General features: G+C 66.3%; 13 protein-coding genes and 2 tRNA genes. 3 read left to right on the top strand and 12 right to left on the bottom strand.

Annotation, left to right across the window (positions count from 1 at the left end):
- Position 1: 1 nt before the first annotated feature.
- Positions 2 to 3,370 (bottom strand): isoleucine--tRNA ligase, encoded by a 3,369-nt coding sequence (ileS, locus tag ACZYZE_RS16075; protein ID WP_459317663.1) that lies wholly within the window; start codon positions 3,368 to 3,370, stop codon positions 2 to 4.
- A gap of 371 nt (positions 3,371 to 3,741) precedes the next feature.
- Between ileS and ACZYZE_RS16070 the strand changes: the two genes are divergently transcribed.
- Positions 3,742 to 4,830 (top strand): endonuclease/exonuclease/phosphatase family protein, encoded by a 1,089-nt coding sequence (locus tag ACZYZE_RS16070; RefSeq protein WP_463908826.1) that lies wholly within the window; start codon positions 3,742 to 3,744, stop codon positions 4,828 to 4,830.
- Positions 4,831 to 4,923: 93 nt separating this feature from the next.
- Here the strand turns inward: ACZYZE_RS16070 and ACZYZE_RS16065 are convergent, their stop codons facing one another.
- On the bottom strand, positions 4,924 to 6,024 hold the full coding sequence (locus ACZYZE_RS16065) for a glycerophosphodiester phosphodiesterase (protein WP_463908824.1): 1,101 nt from the start codon (positions 6,022 to 6,024) through the stop codon (positions 4,924 to 4,926).
- Positions 6,025 to 6,170: 146 nt separating this feature from the next.
- Positions 6,171 to 6,947, bottom strand: coding sequence for an SDR family oxidoreductase (locus ACZYZE_RS16060; protein ID WP_459317660.1), 777 nt, complete (start codon positions 6,945 to 6,947; stop codon positions 6,171 to 6,173).
- Positions 6,948 to 7,086: 139 nt separating this feature from the next.
- Here ACZYZE_RS16060 and valS point away from each other — a divergent pair, with 139 nt between their 5' ends.
- Positions 7,087 to 9,693, top strand: coding sequence for a valine--tRNA ligase (gene valS / locus ACZYZE_RS16055; RefSeq protein ID WP_463908822.1), 2,607 nt, complete (start codon positions 7,087 to 7,089; stop codon positions 9,691 to 9,693).
- Positions 9,694 to 10,014: 321 nt separating this feature from the next.
- On the opposite strand, the gene ACZYZE_RS16050 is transcribed toward valS, so the two are convergent.
- The 6 genes from ACZYZE_RS16050 to ACZYZE_RS16025 all read right to left on the bottom strand — a co-directional run bounded on the left by ACZYZE_RS16050 (position 10,015) and on the right by ACZYZE_RS16025 (position 15,430).
- Positions 10,015 to 10,647 (bottom strand): mycothiol-dependent nitroreductase Rv2466c family protein, encoded by a 633-nt coding sequence (locus ACZYZE_RS16050; RefSeq protein WP_459317658.1) that lies wholly within the window; start codon positions 10,645 to 10,647, stop codon positions 10,015 to 10,017.
- A gap of 102 nt (positions 10,648 to 10,749) precedes the next feature.
- A complete protein-coding gene (clpX, locus tag ACZYZE_RS16045) occupies positions 10,750 to 12,030 on the bottom strand; it encodes an ATP-dependent Clp protease ATP-binding subunit ClpX (protein ID WP_459317657.1) in 1,281 nt (426 codons plus the stop codon).
- Positions 12,031 to 12,273: 243 nt separating this feature from the next.
- Complete coding sequence (locus ACZYZE_RS16040) at positions 12,274 to 12,933, bottom strand: ATP-dependent Clp protease proteolytic subunit (RefSeq protein WP_282380489.1); 660 nt, start codon at positions 12,931 to 12,933, stop codon at positions 12,274 to 12,276.
- A 38-nt stretch (positions 12,934 to 12,971) separates the two neighbouring features.
- The gene (locus ACZYZE_RS16035) at positions 12,972 to 13,601 is read right to left on the bottom strand and encodes an ATP-dependent Clp protease proteolytic subunit (protein WP_459317656.1); all 630 of its coding nucleotides are present in this window, start codon (positions 13,599 to 13,601) and stop codon (positions 12,972 to 12,974) included.
- Between the two features lie 282 nt (positions 13,602 to 13,883).
- Positions 13,884 to 15,287 carry a trigger factor gene (gene tig, locus ACZYZE_RS16030; protein WP_459317655.1) on the bottom strand — a complete coding sequence of 468 codons (1,404 nt, stop codon included), beginning with the start codon at positions 15,285 to 15,287 and terminating at the stop codon, positions 13,884 to 13,886.
- Between the two features lie 68 nt (positions 15,288 to 15,355).
- Positions 15,356 to 15,430, bottom strand: a tRNA-Pro gene (locus ACZYZE_RS16025).
- Positions 15,431 to 15,561: 131 nt separating this feature from the next.
- On the opposite strand from ACZYZE_RS16025, the gene ACZYZE_RS16020 reads away from it, so the two are divergent.
- A tRNA-Gly gene (locus tag ACZYZE_RS16020) sits at positions 15,562 to 15,635 on the top strand.
- 78 nt (positions 15,636 to 15,713) lie between these two features.
- On the opposite strand, the gene ACZYZE_RS16015 is transcribed toward ACZYZE_RS16020, so the two are convergent.
- From ACZYZE_RS16015 to ACZYZE_RS16005, 3 genes are all read right to left on the bottom strand, one after another.
- Positions 15,714 to 16,703, bottom strand: coding sequence for an Fpg/Nei family DNA glycosylase (locus ACZYZE_RS16015; RefSeq protein WP_463908819.1), 990 nt, complete (start codon positions 16,701 to 16,703; stop codon positions 15,714 to 15,716).
- Entirely contained in the window at positions 16,703 to 17,194 is a 492-nt protein-coding gene (locus ACZYZE_RS16010) for a ribose-5-phosphate isomerase (RefSeq protein ID WP_463908817.1), read from the bottom strand. Before ACZYZE_RS16010 ends, ACZYZE_RS16015 begins: the two co-directional genes overlap by 1 nt.
- Before the next feature lie 112 nt (positions 17,195 to 17,306).
- Complete coding sequence (locus tag ACZYZE_RS16005) at positions 17,307 to 18,308, bottom strand: hypothetical protein (protein ID WP_463908816.1); 1,002 nt, start codon at positions 18,306 to 18,308, stop codon at positions 17,307 to 17,309.
- Positions 18,309 to 18,383: the final 75 nt, after the last annotated feature.

Below are 18,383 nucleotides of genomic sequence, written 5' to 3'. Positions count from 1 at the left end.
TTCAGGCCTCTACTTTTTCGACGGTGATCTGCAGCTCGGTGTCGTCCCCGGAGGAACTGAGATCGAGTTCGATGGTCAGGGTTTCGGCCACCACTAGGTCCTCGTGTGCTTTCACGGCGTCGACAACATCCTGCGCCGCCGTGATGCTGGTCCGGATCCGGTCGCTGACGTTGAGTCCGGCGTCCTTACGGGCCTGCTGGATGGCACGGACCATGTCACGGGCGGCGCCCTCGGCTTCGAGCTCCGGTGTCACCTCGGTGTTGAGGACCACGAAGCCGCCGCCCGGCAGCACCGCGGCTGCCCTTGTGGAAGGACCGGATCCTGCACCCTGGGCGGCTTCCGCGACAACGGTTTCCAGCGTGTATTCCTGCGGCTCAAGCGCGAGGCCGCCGGCGGTGACCATTCCGGCGTCGTCCACGGACCAGTCGCCGGACTTGGCGCCCTTGATGGCCTGCTGGACGTTCTTGCCCAGCCGCGGCCCGGCGGCGCGGGCGTTGACCACAAGCTTCTGTTCGATGCCGAACTCCGCCGGGGAGGCGCTGCCGGCGTCGAGCAGGCGTACCGAGCGAAGGTTCAGTTCATCGGCGACGACGGCGGCGAAGCCTTCCAGGGCATCCGCACCGGGTGCCACAACGGTGAGTTCCTGCAGCGGAAGGCGGACCCGGAGGTTCGCGGCCTTACGCAGTGAGGAGCCGGTGGAGCAGATCTGCTGCACCCGGTCCATCGCCTCGACGAGTTCGGCGTTGGCCGGGAACAGCCCGGCGTCCGGCCAGTCGGCCAGGTGCACCGAGCGCCCTCCGGTGAGGCCGCGCCAGATCTCCTCGGACACGAGGGGAAGCAGCGATGCCGAAACCCGGCACACGGCCTCCAGCGCGGTGTGGAGCGCGTCGAAGGCATCGACGTTCTCGTCGAAGAAGCGCTGGCGGCTGCGCCGGACATACCAGTTGGTGAGCATGTCCAGGTAACCGCGGAGTTCGTCGCAGGCACCGGAGATGTCGTAGCTGTCCAGTTGCGCGGTCACATTGCGGACCAGGTCACCGGTGTTGGCCATCAGGTATTGGTCCAGGGTGTCTGCGTACCCGTCGTAGCGCAGCTTCGCGTCATAGCCATTCCCGCCATCCGCGGCGTTCGTGTACAGCGTGAAGAAGCTGTTCACGTTCCACAGCGGCAGGATGACCTGGCGGACGCCGTCGCGGATGCCCTGCTCGGTGACCACGAGGTTTCCGCCGCGCAGGATCGGGCTGGACATCAGGAACCAGCGCATCGCGTCGGAGCCGTCGCGGTCCAGGACCTCGGAGACGTCCGGGTAGTTGCGCAGGCTCTTGGACATCTTCTGCCCGTCCGAGCCGAGCACGATGCCGTGGCTGATGACGTTGCGGAATGCCGGCCGGTCGAACAGCGCGGTGGAGAGGATGTGCAGCATGTAGAACCAGCCGCGGGTCTGGCCGATGTACTCGACGATGAAGTCCGCCGGGTTGTGGGTGTCGAACCATTCCTCGTTCTGGAACGGGTAGTGGACCTGGCCGTAGGGCATGGAACCCGAGTCGAACCAGACGTCCAGGACGTCCTCGACGCGGCGCATCACGGACTGGCCCTCTTCCGGGGTGCGGGGGTCGTCCGGGTTGGGACGCGTCAGTTCATCGATAAAGGGCCGGTGCAGGTCAATCTGGCCGGCTTTGTTCAGCGGCAGGCGGCCGAAGTCGGCGTCGATCTCGGCGAGCGAGCCGTAGACGTCGGTGCGCGGGTAGTCCGGGTCGGTGGACTGCCACACCGGGATGGGGCTGCCCCAGTAGCGGTTGCGGCTGATGGACCAGTCGCGGGCGTTGGCGAGCCACTTGCCGAACTGGCCGTCCTTGACGTTGCCCGGGATCCAGTTGATCTCCTGGTTCAGTTCGGACATGCGGTCCTTGATCTTGGTGACCTCGACGTACCAGGAGGACACGGCGCGGTAGATCAGCGGGTTGCGGCAGCGCCAGCAGTGCGGGTAGCTGTGCTCGTAGCTGGCCTGGCGGACCAGGCGGCCCTGGGCACGGAGCACCAGGGTGATGGGCTTGTTGGCGTCGAACACCTGCAGGCCGGCGATTTCGGCGAGGTCGCCGTGGCCGAACAGCGGCAGGAACTTCGCGCCTTCGTCCACAGAGAGGACCACGGGGATGCCGGCCTCTTCACAGACCTTCTGGTCGTCCTCACCGTAGGCGGGGGCCTGATGGACGATTCCGGTACCGTCCGTGGTGGTCACATAGTCGGCGACGAGGAAGCGCCAGGCGTTTTCGGTACCATACTTCTCGGCGTCGTCGAAGTAGTCCCAGAGCGGCTCGTACGTCAGCCCGTCAAGCTCTGCGCCGGTGTGGCGGGAGGTGACAGCGGCCTCGGCGGCCGCCATGCCCTCGGTACCGTCGCCGTAGCCGAGGTCCTTGGCATAGGCGCCCAACAGCTCCGCGGCCAGCAGGAAGCTGCCCGTCACCGGAGCGTCCGCGGCGGCGGCCTTGATGCCGTGCGGGCCTTCCGGCAGGACAACATAGTTGATGGAGGGCCCGACGGCGAGCGCCAGGTTGGTGGGCAGCGTCCACGGCGTGGTGGTCCAGGCGAGCGCCTGCACGCCCGCGAGCCGCCTGGACAGCTCCGATTCCCCCGCCGTGATGGGGAAGGTGACCGTGACGGTCTGGTCCTGGCGGTTCTTGTAGACGTCGTCATCCATGCGCAGTTCATGGTTGGACAGCGGCGTCTCGTCCTTCCAGCAGTACGGCAGCACACGGTAGCCGTTGTAGGTAAGGCCTTTTTCGTGAAGCTGTTTGAAGGCCCAGAGCACGGACTCCATGTACTCGACGTTGAGCGTCTTGTAGTCGTTCTCGAAGTCCACCCAGCGGGCCTGGCGGGTGACGTAGCTCTTCCACTCGTCTGCGTACTTCATCACCGAGGCCCGGCAGGCGTCGTTGAACTTGTCGATGCCCATGGCCTCGATCTGGGTCTTGTCCGTCATGCCCAGCTGCTTCATGGCTTCGAGCTCGGCGGGCAGGCCGTGGGTGTCCCAGCCGAAGCGGCGCTCCACCCGGCGGCCGCGCTGCGTCTGGTATCGGCCCACGAGGTCTTTGGCGTAACCGGTCAGCAGGTGGCCGTAGTGCGGCAGGCCGTTGGCGAACGGGGGGCCGTCGTAGAAGACGAATTCGTTGCTGCCGGGTTTTCCGCCGGGAAGATCAGGGTTGCGCTGGTCGATGCTGGCCTGGAAGGTACCGTCCTCATCCCAGTACTTGAGGATGCGCTCTTCGACCTCCGGAAACTTCACGGAGGCGGACACACCGGGGGTGGTGGAAGCAGACGTGCGGGCGCCTGCGCCGGAGGGTTCGGCGGAGGCCTTCGGGTAATAAGTCATCTCGACATCCTGGGTTGAGCTAGTGAACAAGTGGATTCATTCAGGATGCGAGGACGGCCCGTGCGCTGTCTTTCGACAGCACCGGCGCCGCGGTACCACCTCACTTACCGGCGGCGGTCCTCCCCCTTTTTCCTGAGGAGGAGCATCGGCGTCGGCCGCTCATTACTGCTGTGACGGGCTTACCCGTCCGGTTCTACCGGCCCTGCCGCGCTTGGTGTGGCGGTGGGGCTTTCTTCCGGAAAGCTCGCCGGTGATGGCCGGGTCAAAGCTTTTGAGCCGGTTCTACCCGGTTCCCGTCAATTCTACCCTCTTCGCCGGAGGCCCCGCCGCTTCCCATGGCCAGCCCAAGGTTTGCCGCCGATAATGGACTGATGACCGCCACCCCAGCTGAGGGACACGCGGCGTTGCCGCCCGGGAACGCCGGCGTTTCACCCTCGGCCCTGCTGACCTTCCTGGCCGTTGTGCTTGCCCTTCCGGGGGCGGTGCTCACCGCGGCGCGGATCGGCCCGTGGGAAGTGGGCTCGCCGTGGGTCCAACTGCTCTCGGGCTATCCCCTGACGCTGGCCTCGACGTTCGCGGCGGTACTCGCTGCGGTTCTGGCGGCGGTGCTGATCGGCGGACGCCGTCGTGTCCGCCTCGTGGTCTCGGCCGGCGTGGTCCTGTTGCTGGCCGCCCAGCTCTCGATGCTTGCTCCCCGGCTGCTCCCCGACGGCTGGAACCCGCTGGCGGCGAACCGGGCCGGCCCGCTGAGTCAAGGTCCAGCGGGCGAGGAGCAGGGCAGACCGCTGACGGTCATGGCCCTGAATGTCGGTGGCGCCCAGCTGGACGCCGCTGCGGTGCTCGGCGCGGTGGGCGCACACGGCGTCGAGATCCTGGCCCTACCGGAGCTCAGCCCGGTGACGCTGCAACGCCTGGAGGATGCGGGCATCGCCAGGCTTCTGCCCCACCGGGCACTGGATATTGACGGGGCGAACACCGGGAGCGGGATCTTCTCGGTCTTCCCGCTGTCGCCGCAGAAACGTGTTCCCGGCAGCGAGTCCTTCCAAAGCAGGGCCGTGGCCGACGTGCCCGGCATCCGTCAGGGGATTCGTTTGACGGCGGTTCACGTGGAGTCACCCCGCCCGGGGCAAGTGTCCGGCTGGCGCAAAGACCTCAAAGAACTCGCCAGGCTGCAGCGGGCGGCGCCGGACGGCACGCCCGCCGTACTGCTGGGTGACTTCAATGCAAGCCTGGACCATCGGGGGCTCCGGAGCCTGCTGTCCGCCGGACTTAGCGACGCCGCGGCGGCCACCGGCCGGGGACTCTGGCCGACCTGGCCGGCGAACTCGTCGGCTCCCCCGTTTGTGCAGATCGACCACGTCCTGGTCAGCAGGGAACTGGCGGTGGAGTCCTTCACCACGGTCGCCATCCCGGGGCCGGATCATCTGGCCCTGGTGTCCCGGCTGGTGTACCGCGGCTGACGCCGGCTGTCCGGCTGCCTGGCCCGGGCTGCCTGGCCAGGAGTGCAGTGCCGTGAAGTGCAGTGCCGGCGGCTCAGTGTCCGGGCCGGCGGCTCAGTGTCCGGGCCGCGGCCCGAAGGCGCGGGGCAGCTTCAGGCCGGACTCGGCCATGACATCGCGCAGGCGGTCCGGGTAGTCGGTGATGATGCCATCGACGCCGGCACCGATCAGCGCCCGCATTGTCGGCTTGTCATCTACGGTCCACGGGATGACCTTCATGCCGGCGGCGTGGGCACGCTGGACCATGTCAGCGGTGACGTAGGGGACGTAGCCAGGATCCGTCACTGCGCCGTTCTGCGGCGCGCCGTGCACGGGCGAGACGGCGTCGAATCCCAGCGAGGCGGCTGCCGCAATGAGGTCCCCGCCAAAGTCGTCGGCGTCGATGCCGCCGAGCCACGGCGAGCTGCCGGGCTGGCCGGCCTGGAGGAAGTCCTTGTTGGTGAGGGCGACGGTGGGAATCTGCGGCTGACGCTGCTGGACCAGACGCAGGGAGCCCCAGTCGAAGCTTTGAATCGACACACGGCTTTGCATGTTCGCTGCGTTGATCTCCCGGAGCGCAACGTCAACGAACTGCCCGCGCGGGGCCGTTTGCTCCGGCGCCCCGGCTTCCACCTTGGTTTCGATGTTGAACTTCACCCGGCCGGCCCGGTAGGAGTCAGCAAGGGCAAAGACTTCCGCGAGCGTGGGCATTTTGGCGCCCGGCGAGGCCTGCTGCCCGGGGAACTGCGGCTGGGTCAGCGAACCGCAGTCCAGGCTGCGGACCTGCTCGAACGTCAGGTCCTTGACGTATTTGCCGACGTAGGGGAACTGCGGATCATCGGGCGTGACCGGCGCCGTATCGAGGCACTTCTTGTCGCTGATCTTACGGTCGTGCGTAATGACCTCGCGGCCGTCCCTCGTGATCTGCAGGTCCAGCTCCAGGGTCGACACCCCGGTCTCGATGCCTTTTGCAAAAGACGCCAGGGTGGATTCGACCGTCAGGCCGATCCCGCCGCGGTGGGCCTCGAGGTCAAAATGCCCGCGGCCGGAATGCTGGCCGTTGCCGTGGGCGCCGTTGCCGTCGTTGCTGGGGCCGTTGGCCTGCGCCTGGCCTGCCGTGGCCAGGAGCAGGGCTGCGCTGAGCATGGCAGCGCCAAGCTTCGTCGGGGTGTGCATGGGATGTTCTCCACTCTGGTGGTGTGCAGTTGCACCTGCCACCGTTCCCCGCCGCGGCGACTACGGGGCCGCCTCAGCATGGCTGCCGTGACAAACGCAGGTGAACGGCGGACGTTGCCACCCGTCGGCGCCGTCCCGGTTGCGCCTTAGCCCTTGCGGATCAGCTTGTAGTTGGCGGCCTGCGCCACCGGGCGGATCACGATCTGGTCCAGGTTGATGTGATGCGGAAGGACGACGGCGTAGCGGACGACGTCGGCGACGTCGTCCGCCGTGAGCGGCTTCTCGACCCCGGCGTAGACCTTCGCGGCTGCTTCGGAATTGCCGCCGAGCCGGTTCAGCGCGAACTCTTCGGTCTGCACCAGGCCGGGGGCCACCTCGATCACCCGGAGGTTGTGCTCGGCCTCTTCGAGGCGCAGGGCGCCGGTGAGGGCGTGCTGGGCGAACTTCGCGGCGTTGTAGCCGCCGCCGCCCTCATAGGCGGACAGTCCCGCCGTCGAGGTGAGGTTCAGGACAGTTCCCTCGCCGCCGGCGCGCAGCATCGGCAGGAAGGCCCGGATGAGCTTCAAGGTGCCCAGGACGTTGACCTCGAACATCCATTCCCAGTCCTCGGTCTTGGCCTCGGCCACCTTGTCGGCACCGCGGGCGCCGCCGGCGATGTTGATGAGGGTGTCGATTCCGCCGGCGCGGGCCACCTCCTCGACAAGCCGCGCGACGTCGGCGTCGTCGGTCACATCGGCCGGAAGCGCGACGGCGCCGGTTTCTGCCGCGAGCGCCGCAAGCCGGTCCGCCCGGCGGGCGACGGCGTAGACCGTCCAGCCCTCGGTCCGGAGCGCACGCACGGTGGCTTCGCCGATTCCGGTGCTGGCGCCGGTGACAACTGCCGCTTTGACTACTGCTGCCTTGTTGTTGATTCCCTCAGTCATGGCTCCACAGTAACCGGAAGCCCGCCGTCCCCGCGCGGCACACGTCACAGACGCCCTTGACCGCGAATCCGGCGGCAGATTTCTCCATCGTGCGCCTGCTGCTGCAGGTCAGACTGGCCGGGCGTGAAACAATTGCCCCATGGCTGAAGACACTCAGGGTACAGACACGCCCACCACTGCCCCCATCAACGTTCCGGACAAGCCCGCCCTGGAGGGGCTGGAAGACGCCCTCACCCGGCGCTGGCTTGAGGAAGGAACCTACAAGTTCAACCCGGACACCACGCGGGAGCAGGTCTACTCGATCGACACTCCCCCGCCCACCGCGTCCGGGTCGCTGCACGTCGGTCACATGTTCTCCTACACGCAAACCGACGTCATGGCGCGCTACCAGCGCATGACCGGAAAGAACGTCTTCTACCCGATGGGCTGGGACGACAACGGCCTGCCCACCGAACGCCGCGTGCAGAACTACTACGGGGTGCGCTGCGATCCCACCACGGTCTACGACGCCGGCTACCGGCCCCCGGCGGAGCCCGCCAGGAACCAGCGCGACTTCGACGTCGTCTCGCGCCGGAACTTCATCGAACTCTGCGAGGAACTTGCCGTCGAGGACGAGTTGGTCTTCGAGAACCTCTTCCAGACCCTCGGCCTGTCCGTGGACTGGGACCTGACCTACCGCACCATCGATGACAAGTCCCGGGCCATCTCCCAGCGCGCGTTCCTGGCGAACCTCGCCGCGGGCGACGCGTACATGGCCGAAGCGCCCACCCTGTGGGATGTCACCTTCCGCACCGCGGTGGCCCAGGCCGAGCTGGAGGACCGCGAGGTCGCCGGTGCGTACTACCGCTACCCCTTCTTCACCGAAGACGGCGAGAAGATCTACATCGAGACCACACGCCCCGAGCTGCTGGCCGCCTGCGCCGCCCTCGTGGCGAATCCCGACGACGAACGGTACCAGCCGCTGTTCGGCAAGAAAGTCACCTCTCCCCTGTTCGGCGTGGAGGTGGAGGTCAAGGCGCACCCCCTCGCCAAGGCGGACAAGGGCTCCGGCGTCGCGATGGTCTGCACGTTTGGTGACCTCACCGACGTCACCTGGTGGCGTGAACTCCAGCTGCCCACCCGCGCGATCGTGGGCCGCGACGGCCGTATCCTCGGCGAGACCCCGGACTGGATCACCACCGAAGAAGGCCGCGCCGCATTCGCGTCGATCGCCGGCAAGACCGTGTTCAGCGCCAAGGAAACCGTGGTGCAGCTCCTCGCCGCCGCCGGGCTGATGGACGGCGAGCCGAAGAAGATCATGCACCCGGTGAACTTCTTCGAAAAGGGCGACAAGCCCCTCGAGGTGGTGACCTCGCGCCAGTGGTACATCCGCAACGGCGGCCGCGACGCGGAACGCCGCGAACGCCTCATTGCCCGCGGCCACGAGATCGAGTTCCACCCGGCGTTTATGCGCTCCCGCTACGAGAACTGGATCTCCGGGCTCAACGGCGACTGGCTGGTGTCCCGGCAGCGCTTCTTCGGCGTGCCGGTGCCCGTCTGGTATCCGCTGGACGCCGACGGCAACCCGGACTTCGCCGCCCCCCTAGTCCCGTCCGACGCGCAGTTGCCCGTGGACCCGGCCGCGGACGCGGCCCCCGGCTATGAGGAAGCCCGGCGCGACGTGCCGGGCGGCTTCACCGGCGACGCCGATGTGCTGGATACCTGGGCCACGTCCTCGCTGACGCCGCAGATCGTGGGCGGCTGGAGCACCGACGAGGCGCTCTTCGCCAAGGTCTATCCCTTCGATGTGCGCCCGCAGGGGCACGACATCATCCGGACCTGGCTGTTCTCCTCTGCCGTGCGGGCCGATGCGCTGCAGGACACCGCCCCGTGGAAGCACGCGGCCATCTCCGGCTGGATCCTGGACCCGGACCGCAAGAAGATGTCCAAGTCCAAGGGCAATGTCATTGTCCCCACGGATGTCTTGGAGGAGTACGGCTCCGACGCCGTGCGGTACTGGGCGGCATCGGCCAAGCTCGGCGCGGACACGGCGTACGAGATCGCGCAGATGAAGATCGGCCGCCGCCTGGCCATCAAGCTGCTCAACGCCTCCAAGTTCGTGCTGAACCTCGGCGCCACCGAGGACTCGGTGGTTTCCGGTGACCTGTCCGTGCTCAGCAACCCCCTGGACCGGGCCGTGCTGGCGCAGCTCTCCGATGTTGTCCAGCAGGCCACAAAGGCGTTCGAGAACTACGACTATGCCCGTGCCCTGCAGATCACGGAGAGCTTCTTCTGGCACTTCACGGATGACTACGTGGAGCTGATCAAGGACCGCGCCTACGGAGCCGCCGGCGAGGACCAGCAGGCCTCGGTGCTGGCAGCGCTGGCGACGAGCCTGGACACGCTGCTGCGCCTGTTCGCGCCGTTCCTGCCCTTCGCTACCGAAGAAGTCTGGAGCTGGTGGCGCACCGGGTCGGTACACCGCGCCGCGTGGCCGTCCGCCGTGGAGATGGACGGCGACACCACCCTGCTGGCCACTGTGGGCGCCGCGCTGAGCGGCCTCCGCAAGGCCAAGTCCGAGGCCAAGGTCAAGCAGCGCACGGAGGTCCTGTCCGCGACCATCACGGCGTCGGAGTCCCTTACCACGCAGCTCAAGGCCGGCGTGGCCGACCTGAAGGCCGCGGCCAACGCGCGTGAGCTGACTCTGGTGGCCGGCGAGGGCGAACTGACCGTCAGCGACGTCGTTCTGGCGCCCGCCGAGGCCTAGCCAGGGAGTTTTTGGGCAAAGGGGAAGCCCCATCAGCGTTTTGCCGTTGGTGGGGCTTCGACTTTCGATTGCCACGTGACGTCTCAGACAATCTGGCAGGATCCGCTGAATTCCAGGTCTTCCTACCTCGTCACTGGTAGCCATCATCTGACTTTGCCGAAGGCTGCGTCGGATGAGTGTCACTGAATCTTTGGTTCCTGCGTCCCGCTTCCTGCGAAGTGGGTAAGTTCCATTGTTCTCCCGGAGTTCCGGATACACAAGAGCCCCGCAAGAACTACATCAGGGTAGTTCTTCCGGGGCTCTTGTGTGCTGTCCGTGGCCCTAGTTGAAGACCGGGCTTTCGGTGCGGCTGCGCTTGATCTCAAAGAAATACGGGAAGGATGCCAGCGTCACGGTGGCGTCCCAGAGCCGTCCTGCCTCTTCGCCGCGCGGGATGCGGGTCAGCACGGGGCCGAAGAACGCGGTCCCGTTGAAGGCAACGATGGGCGTTCCCACGTCCTGGCCCACCAGGGAGATGCCGGCGTCGTGGCTGACGCGGAGCTGCGCATCGAATTCGTCGCTCCGGCCCGCGGCCGCAAGTTCCGCCGGCAGGCCCACCTCGGCGAGGGACTTGGAGATGACCTCGGCGATGTCGCCGTTGCCCTCGTTGTGGATTTTGGTGCCCATGGCGTCGTAGAGCGGCTTGACGTACTCGGTGCCGTGCTGTTCGGCGGCAGCAACAATGACCCGCACGGGCGCCCAGGCCTTGGCCAGGAACTCTTTGTACTGCTCAGGGAGTTCTTCCCGGCCCTGGTTCAGCACGGCCAGGCTCATGACGTGCCATTCGGTGCTGATGTCGCGGACCTCTTCGACCTCACTGATCCAGCGGGACGTCACCCACGCGAAGGGGCACATCGGGTCAAACCAGAAGTCGGCTTTGCTGGTCTCTGCTTGATCGGTGAGGGATTCAGACACAGGTGATCTCCTAAGGAAGTCTGCGGGAAATGTGCGCTGCGGCAGCTCAAAGACCGGGCGCGTCAAAGGTGACAGCGGCCCGGGCCGGGGATTTATTCCAGCTCAGGCCGATTTACGGCGTTTGACGTCGTGCGGGATCATGGTGGGCTCGGCCTTCTTCGAGACGACGTCTTCCGTGATCACAACACTGGCGATGTCGTCCCTGCTGGGCAGGTCGAACATCACCGGAAGCAGGACTTCCTCCATGATGGCACGGAGTCCGCGGGCGCCGGTGCCGCGCTCAAGCGCCTGGTCGGCAATCGTGTTGAGCGCCTCGTCCTCGAAGATCAGCTCGACGCCGTCGAGCAGGAACATCTTCTGGTACTGCTTGACGAGGGCGTTCTTGGGCGTCGACAGGATCTGGATCAGCGCCGTGCGGTCAAGGTTGGAGACCGTGGTGATGACCGGGAGCCGGCCGATGAATTCCGGAATGAGCCCGAACTTCAGCAGGTCCTCCGGCATGACCTCGCCGTAGGAGTCCGTGTTGTTCTTGACCTCGATGAGCGGGGCACCGAAGCCGATGCCCTTGCGTCCGGAGCGCGAACCGATGATCTCCTCGAGGCCGGCAAAGGCGCCGGCCACGATGAACAAAACGTTGGTGGTGTCGATCTGGATGAATTCCTGGTGCGGGTGCTTGCGTCCGCCCTGCGGCGGGACCGAGGCGACGGTGCCCTCGAGGATCTTCAGCAGCGCCTGCTGCACACCCTCGCCGGAGACGTCCCGGGTGATGGAGGGGTTTTCGCTCTTGCGCGAAATCTTGTCGATCTCGTCGATGTAGATGATGCCCTGTTCGGCCTTCTTGACGTCGTAGTCGGCGGCCTGGATGAGCTTGAGGAGGATATTCTCGACGTCCTCACCCACGTAGCCGGCCTCGGTCAGCGCGGTGGCATCGGCGACGGCGAAGGGGACGTTGAGGCGGCGGGCCAGGGTCTGGGCCAGATAGGTCTTGCCGCAGCCGGTGGGGCCGATCAGCAGGATGTTTGACTTGGCAATCTCGACGTCGTCGTGGTGCACGCCCTCGGCGAGGCTGCCGCTTTTGGGGGCGTGGCCGGCCTGGATGCGCTTGTAGTGGTTGTAGACCGCGACGGCGAGGGAGCGTTTGGCGGGCTCCTGGCCAATCACGTATTCCTGCAGGAAGTCAAAGATTTCGCGGGGCTTGGGCAGCTCGAAACTGCCCAGGTCAGCTACTTCGGCGAGTTCTTCTTCAATGATCTCGTTGCAGAGTTCAATGCACTCGTCGCAGATGTAGACGCCGGGCCCGGCAATGAGCTTCCGAACCTGCTTCTGGCTCTTTCCGCAGAAAGAACACTTCAGCAGATCCGTGCTCTCGCCAATCCGAGCCATATGTGAACCCCTTTGTATCTTGCTGCAGTCTGTCACTAGCTACTGTGTGTTGAGCAACTGGTGTAAATGGCAACTGTGCAGCGTTGCACCCGTTTAGGAATCACGGACGATCCCGAAGGTGCCACCGTGACATGTTCCACTCTAGGTCACTTTGGGCCTGTTGGGTGGAAAGCCGACGCCGGTGCGGCCGTTTTTGAGGTGAACCGCACCGGCGCCGTGAACTGCATGTCCCCGGGGGAATCCCTACTTTGTGATCGCCTGGGGCTTCATCTTGCGGGAATCCAGGACCTGGTCGATCAGGCCGTACTGCATGGCCTCGGCCGCGGTGAGGATCTTGTCTCGCTCGATGTCGTTGTTGACCTGCTCAGGCGTCCGGCCGGAGTGCTTGGCCAGGGTGTCTTCGAGCCAGGCACGCATGCGCATGACCTCGGCGGCCTGGATCTCCAGGTCGGAGGCCTGCCCGCCCTGCCCGCCGGACAGCGAGGGCTGGTGAATCAGGACGCGGGCGTTCGGCAGGGCGAGCCGCTTGCCCGGTGTGCCGGCTGCGAGGAGCACGGCGGCGGCGCTGGCGGCCTGGCCGAGGCAGACGGTCTGGATCTCCGGGCGGATGTACGTCATGGTGTCGTAGATCGCGGTCATGGCGGTGAAGGAGCCGCCCGGGGAGTTGATGTAGAGGGTGATGTCGCGGTCCGGGTCGGTGGATTCGAGCACCAGCAGCTGCGCCATAACGTCATCCGCGGAGGCGTCGTCAACCTGGACACCGAGAAAGATGATGCGGTCCTCGAACAGCTTGGTGTACGGGTCCTGGCGCTTGAAGCCGTAAGGCGTGCGCTCTTCGAACTGCGGCAGCACGTAGCGGCTGCTCGGCAGGTTACCGGCAGTGGAACCGAAGTTGTAGTTCATGTTCATTGCTCCTGAATTCATTGCTGTCTGCATGCCGGTCACTTCTCGGTGCCGCTGCCCATGCCGGCGTCGCCACCGGCGTTGGTTCCGCCGCCGCCTGCCACGGATCCCGCGTGTGCCGCGATCTTGTCGAAGAAGCCGTACTCGAGTGCGTCCTTCGCGGTAAACCACTTGTCGCGGTCATTGTCCTTGAGGATGGTTTCCACGCTCTGCCCGGTCTGGTCGGCGGTCAGCTCGGCCATGACCTTCTTCATGTGCAGGATCAGCTCGGCCTGGATCTTGATGTCAGAGGCCGTTCCGCCGATGCCGCCGGAGGGCTGGTGCATGAGGATGCGGGCGTTGGGGGTGGCGTAGCGCTTGCCCTTGGTGCCGGAGGAGAGCAGGAACTGCCCCATCGAGGCGGCGAGGCCGGTGGCCACGGTGACGACGTCGTTCGGGATGAACTGCATGGTGTCGTAGATCGCCATGCCGGCGGTGACGGAGCCGCCCGGTGAGTTGATGTAGAGGTAGATGTCCTTTTCAGGATTCTCCGCCGAAAGCAGGAGCAGCTGCGAGCAGATCGCGTTGGCGTTCTCGTCGCGGACCTCGGAGCCGAGCCAGATGATGCGCTCTTTCAGCAGGCGGTTGTAGATGTAGTTATCCTGGGCTGCCGGATCGACAGTAGCCATCCGGGGTGACCCTGCTTGCTGTGACATATGTACTTACCTCTCGCTGGCGACGGTGACGTCACTGGACGACATCACTGAACTTTCCTACATGGACACTAACGGTTTTCACACCCGGTTTGTGCTCTGCCGCGGGGCTGTTCGCTGACGGCGCACGATTGCCGGGGCGCGTCCTGCGGAGTCGGGGGGCATGAAGCGCAGGGCTTAAATGCGGCAGCCCCCGGATCGTTGATCCGGGGGCTGCCGCGGTGCCTGGCCGCGGTGGCTAGGAGTACGCCGGTGCAGTTAGAACTTCACTGCTGCCGGATCATCGTTCGTGGCCTCGGCGGCTGCTGCTTCCTCGGAAGCGGCTTCCTCGACATCGGCTTCAACGGCAGTCTCGACGGGAGCCTCTTCGCCGCCGGGGCGGACGAAGTCACTCAGGTCAACCTTGTTGCCCTCGGTGTCGGTGACCTCGGCCTGGCCCAGGACGACGGCCAGCGCCTTGCGGCGGCGGACCTCGGAAACCATCATGGGGACCTGCCCGCTCTGATCGATGATCTGGGCGAACTGGTTCGGGTCCATGCCGTACTGGCCGGCGGTGGTGACGATGTAGTCGATCAGCTCGTTCTGGCTGACGTTGACTTCTTCCTTTTCCGCGATGGCGTCGAGGATGACCTCGTTCTGGAAGGCGCGCTCGGTGTTGGCCTTGACCTCGGCGCGGTGCTCCTCGGTGTCGTGCTCGCCTTCACCGTGGGCGTTCTCGGCGTTGAAGTGCGTCTCGAGCTGCTCTTCGACGACGGAGGCCGGGACGGGAACCTCAACGAGCTCGACGAGCTTGTCGAGGACCTTGTCGCGGGCTTCGACGCCCTGCTCCACGATTTTGGACTCGACGGCCTGCTTGGCGAGGTCCTCGCGCAGTTCGGCCAGGGTGTCGAATTCGGAGGCCAGCTGGGCGAAGTCGTCGTCGGCGTCGGGCAGTTCGCGTTCCTTGACGGACTTGACCACTACCTTGACCTGGGCGGATTCACCGGCATGCTCGCCGCCCACGAGGGTGGTGTCGAAGATCGCGTCTTCGTCGGCGCTGAGACCGGTGATGGCTTCGTCGAGGCCTTCGAGCATGGTGCCGGCGCCGACCTGGTAGGACAGCCCGGTGGCGGAATCAACCTCGGCACCGTCGATGGAGGCGGTGATGTCGATCGTCAGGAAGTCCTTGTCGGCTGCCGGGCGGTCGACGGACTTCAGTGTGCCGAAGCGGCCGCGGAGCTCGTCCAGGGCCTTGTCGACGTCGCCGTCCGTGGACTCTGCGGCGGCAACTTCAACCTTGATGCCGGCGTAGTCGGGCAGTTCGATCTCGGGGCGGATGTCAACCTCGGCGTGGAACTTGAGTTCGCCGTCGGTGGACGTCGGGTCCGGAACCTCGGTGATTTCGACCTCGGGACGGCTCAGCGGACGGATGCCGGTTTCCTGGACAGCTGCCTGGTACCAGCCGTTGAGGCCGTCGTTGATGGCAGTTTCCAGCACGTAGCCGCGGCCAACGCGCTGGTCAATGAGCTTGGAGGGGACCTTGCCCTTGCGGAAACCGGGGACCTGGATCTGCGAAGCAACAGTCTTGTATGCCTCTGCGATGCTGGGCTTCAATTCCTCAAAGGGGACCTCAACATTGAGCTTGACCCGCGTGGGGGTGAGGTTCTCGACAGCGCTCTTCACAGTCTAAGTACTCCTGGTTTTTTAGGGGGTGGGGTTCTGCCTTGCCAAGTTCTGGCGGTACTGCAGAGTCGGGGTGACAGGATTTGAACCTGCGACTTCCTGCTCCCAAAGCAGGCGCTCTAGCCAAGCTGAGCTACACCCCGTAAGTGCACAGAACAGTCTACGGCCATACTGCGCCGATTTGCACATTTGACACTGGGGCCCTGAATTGGGTTTAGTTGTATCCGGCTTCAACAGCCGTCCGGAAGTTTGGCTGAAGTTCCAGCCGATTCCCGGGGACGTAGCTTAGTGGTAAAGCCTCAGTCTTCCAAACTGATGATGCGGGTTCGATTCCCGTCGTCCCCTCCAGCGGTGCCAGGACACGCCACGGCACGAAAGGAGCCCCTCTCCGGAGGGGCTTTTTTCGTGCCTGCCGGTTCATGCTTTTCATGCCTGCCGGGTCATATTTTCCGCTGGGGCCGCCTGGCAGGACGGGCACCAATAGAGTTTCCTGGCCCCCAGCTCGGTCAGCGCCACCCGGGTTCCGCAGTCGCGGCAGTCCAGGCCCTGCCTTCGGTACACGAAATGTGACTCGTCCGGGGCCGGCAGCACGGTGCCTGATTCGCCGCTGCCCGGCCGGCCGCCGTCGGGTCCGGTCCAGTAGCGCGGAGGCGTGGTGATGATCCGGCCGTCGCGGACGCCGTCGGACATGATGGCGGCGGCGTCGTCCCAGAGCCGTTGCGCCGCCTCTGCCGGCAGCGCCGTGCCCGGCAGCCAGGGGTCAAGGCGCTGCCGGAACAACAGTTCGGCGCGGTAGACGTTCCCGATGCCGGCAACCAGCTTCTGGTCCATCAGCAGTGCCGCCAGCGGCGTTCGCCTGGCCCGGATCCGGGCGGCAAACGCCTCCCTGTCGCCGGGAAGGTTGCGCAGCGGGTCGGGGCCGAGCCGGGCCAAAACGGCGTCCGCTTCCGCTCCGGTGAGCGCCGCGCACGTCGTGGCACCCCGTAGATCGGCCCAGCCGTGGCCGCTCGCCAGCCGGACCCGGACGGCGCCTACCGGCGCGGGCGGACCGGCGTAGGTGTCAGAGCCGGAGGCTGGGGCGGCATCCGTGCCGGCAGCCTCCCCGCCGACTGCGGCGTAGATTTCCCGCTCCCCCACCTTGCGGGGCGCGCCGATGCTTGACGCGCCACGGAATCGGGCGTCGCCGCCGAAGTCCCAGGCGCCGTAGAGGCCGAGGTGGACGTGCAGGATCAGCCCGTGCCCAAATTCCAGGAAGAGGTGCTTCCCGTGCGCCACGGAGCCGGCGAGGGTCTGGCCGTCCAGCAGCGCCGCGCCCTGGACGAACCGGCCCTGCGGGCTGGAGACCGCGAGCCGCTCCCCCATGAAAACGTCCCCGAACTGGCGGGCCAGCCGGTGGACGGAATGCCCCTCCGGCACTACTCGATGACCTCGCCGGTGCGCTCGTACGTGGCAATCTTGCCGATCCGGCGGACGTGGCGCTGGTCGTTGCTGAAGGGTTCGGCCAGGAATGCTTCGATGATTTCGGTAGCTTCCCCGACGCTGTGCTGGCGGCCGCCGACGGCGACTACGTTGGCGTCGTTGTGCTCACGGGCGAGCCTGGCCGTGGACAGGTTCCAGGCCAGCGCGGCGCGGACGCCCGTGACCTTGTTGGCGGCGATCTGTTCGCCGTTGCCGGAGCCGCCGAGCACGATGCCCAGTGCGTTGGTGCCGGCCTCCTGGTCGGCGACGACGGCGAGCGCGGCGTTGATGCAGAACGAGGGGTAGTCATCCAGGGCGTCATAGACCCTGGGTCCGTGGTCGACCACGTCGTAGCCCTTGCCCGTGAGGTAGCTCACGAGGTGGGCGCTGAGTTCCATGCCGGCGTGGTCGGTGGCGATGTGCACGCGCGGGAAGTCCGAAGGAGTCACGGAGTATCCGTTCAGTCGGGCAGGCCAGTGAAGTCACTCGGGCTGCTGGTGCGGGTTTGGGGGCTGTTCCCAGCTTACTAGGGCACGGGCCGGGCGCCTTGTCCGGCCGGCTTCACACATCGGTGGCGCCGCCGTTGCGCCGTGCCCGGGCCGCCACCCGGGACAGCGCCTGTGCGATGTTGTCAGCCGTCGCGGCGCTGCCGCCGCTCACCGCCAGTTTCCGTCCGTCGGAGCGGTCGACGACGACGGCGGGGCCGCTGCTGACGAGCAGCGCCGTCGTGCTGCCGTGGCTCCGGTAACCCCAGCCGCCGTAGTCGGCGGCCCTGACTTCCTTCGGCGTCGCCGCGTCGATGGCGGCGGCCGGCACATCCATGACCCGCACGAATCCCGCGGCGAACACCCGGAGGCCGCTGCGGTCCACGCGGATGCGGGCAAACAGGAACGCGGCCGCAAAAAGGGCCAGGCCCACCAGGACGGCGGCCAGCCACGGCACGGCGATGGTCAGGAGGGCGGCGGGAAGCAGCGTGGCGATCCCGAGCATCACGAAGACGGAGCTGCGGGCATGGACCCAGAGGCTCAGGGAATCACGGGCCAGGTCGGGGTCAAGGTCGCGGGCCAGGGCCTCCCGCATGGCGCGGTCGTCATCCGTGGACCAGCGCTCGTCGGCTTTGAAGACGAAGCCCATAACAAAACCCAGGCCCAGGGCCGCGCCGCTGCCCATGGCGAGCACGGCGACGTCCACCTGTGCCTGGCCCGCGTCCTCCAGGCCAAGCTGCCCGACCAGCACGGCCGCGAGGACTGTGGCGATGAAGAGGCTCACGAACAGCCCCGTACCCATCATGATCCGGCGCATGATGGCCGGGCGGGACAGCGGCACGGCCTGCACCAGCACGGCCCAGCCGATCAGCACGATCATGGCCGCCCCGACTCCCACAACGGCTTCGAAGCGCGCGAAGCCCACAGCTCCGGCGTCGTCCCACCGGACCGCCAAGGGCTCGGGCAGATCGGGCCGGATCAGGAAAGCGCACACCACAAACGCGGCCGCGAGCATCAGCGGGAACCCCACGGCGAAGCGCAGCGCCCTGGCGTCGACGGAATTCTGAAGTTTTCCCATATCCCAACGCTACTCCCGGCCATTGGCCGTTCGGTATCGTGGTGTGACCTAAGACAACTTGCCAAGCCCCGCAGA

This window comes from Pseudarthrobacter woesei, assembly GCF_055412745.1.
This window is presented reverse-complemented; position numbering and strand designations above follow the sequence as displayed.